Annotated in this window: 2 protein-coding genes; both read left to right on the top strand. The window is 29.2% G+C overall.

The window, feature by feature from the left end; translation table 11 throughout:
• The first annotated feature begins 148 nt into the window (after positions 1-148).
• Positions 149-379, top strand: coding sequence for a hypothetical protein (locus AQ1689_RS09240; RefSeq protein ID WP_101955908.1), 231 nt, complete (start codon positions 149-151; stop codon positions 377-379).
• Between the two features lie 6 nt (positions 380-385).
• Positions 386-1,033 (top strand): hypothetical protein, encoded by a 648-nt coding sequence (locus tag AQ1689_RS09235; RefSeq protein ID WP_101955907.1) that lies wholly within the window; start codon positions 386-388, stop codon positions 1,031-1,033.
• Positions 1,034-1,253 lie beyond the last annotated feature (220 nt).

Genomic DNA, 1,253 nt, shown 5'->3' with positions numbered 1-1,253 from the left:
TACTTACGAAAATCCTTAGGGGATTTTCTATTCCGTTTTTATTTACTAAATTTAGTGCTTCAAAAACGCAACAAACCATATACAAATCGTTACCCAACATTTACAACGACAATCTGAAATTTAAACAAATAACTTAAAAACATAAAATATGCTCGATCCTTATGAACTTCTTGACAAAGTAATGGAATATTCCAAAAATCAATTTAATAAAGGTCGTTCTAATTTAAAGAAAACTGATTTGTGGAATTATGTTATAGAAATTGACCCAAAAGCTAAAAGAGAAAATTTGAATGAAGTGATTAACGAATTAGATGCACGAGGTTGGCTCTTGGACAATAATGAAACTGAAATAAAATTCGACCCAGCGTCATTTCAATAAAAGAAAATGTTTGTAGGAAAGTATAATTTAAGGCAATTAGAAATTGTTGAATTTTCAGAGAGAGTTTATCACGAAGGATTGAGGCATAAAGGAATAAATGGCTCACTTTACGAAGATATTTTAATAAAATTTTTAAGAGAAGATTTACCTGATTTATGTTTTTTCAAAGGACAGATAAGGGATAACAGGAATTATTCTTCACAATTTGATATAATAATTGCAAAAAATACAACAAAGCAAACTGAATTTATCAAAAGCATAAATCCTTACGTGAGTATTGTCGAAAAAGGACAAGCTTTAGGTGTTATCGAATTAAAGAAATGGGGAAATCCAAAAATGATTTCGCAAGGTGGAAAAATAGATATTGAATACCAGAAATTTAAGAAGAACTTCCCTGAATTGGATTATTTACTTGTGTGTTTAAGATTTAAAGACAGAATTAATAAAACCGATAATAATTGGGAATCGCTTAAAGAAAATATTCAAGCTGATGGAAAATACTGCTTTTTTGGAAGAGTGTCTGATAAAAACAAAGAATGGGTTTTTCCTTGGACAGAAAATAAAGTCCTGCTTAAAGAGAATGAAAATTATTTAAATGAATATGAAAATCTAATTGAAAGAATAAAAACGTTGGGTAACACCGTGTATAATTAATTGCTTGGTTTTAGTCAATTTACGAAAGTCCTCGCGGACTTTCTATCTGTGTTTTATTTACTAACTTTAGTGCTTAAAATACGCAACTAATCATACACAACAACGTTGGCAATAATTTAACAACATGTAAAATCCTGAAATAGGTTGACTAAAATTTAAACACTTTTAGTTAAACTATGGACACAAAGACAAAACTACCCTGCCGAAAAAAGAACTACAA

Origin of the sequence: Tenacibaculum finnmarkense, from assembly GCF_900239185.1 — a bacterium.
GTDB lineage: Bacteria > Bacteroidota > Bacteroidia > Flavobacteriales > Flavobacteriaceae > Polaribacter > Polaribacter finnmarkensis.
This window is presented reverse-complemented; position numbering and strand designations above follow the sequence as displayed.

Bases quoted from the DNA above. Each gene is read 5' to 3' on its own strand.
- AQ1689_RS09240 (WP_101955908.1), top strand. From the start codon at position 149: ATGCTCGATCCTTATGAACTTCTTGACAAAGTAATGGAATATTCCAAA.
- AQ1689_RS09235 (WP_101955907.1), top strand. From the start codon at position 386: ATGTTTGTAGGAAAGTATAATTTAAGGCAATTAGAAATTGTTGAATTT.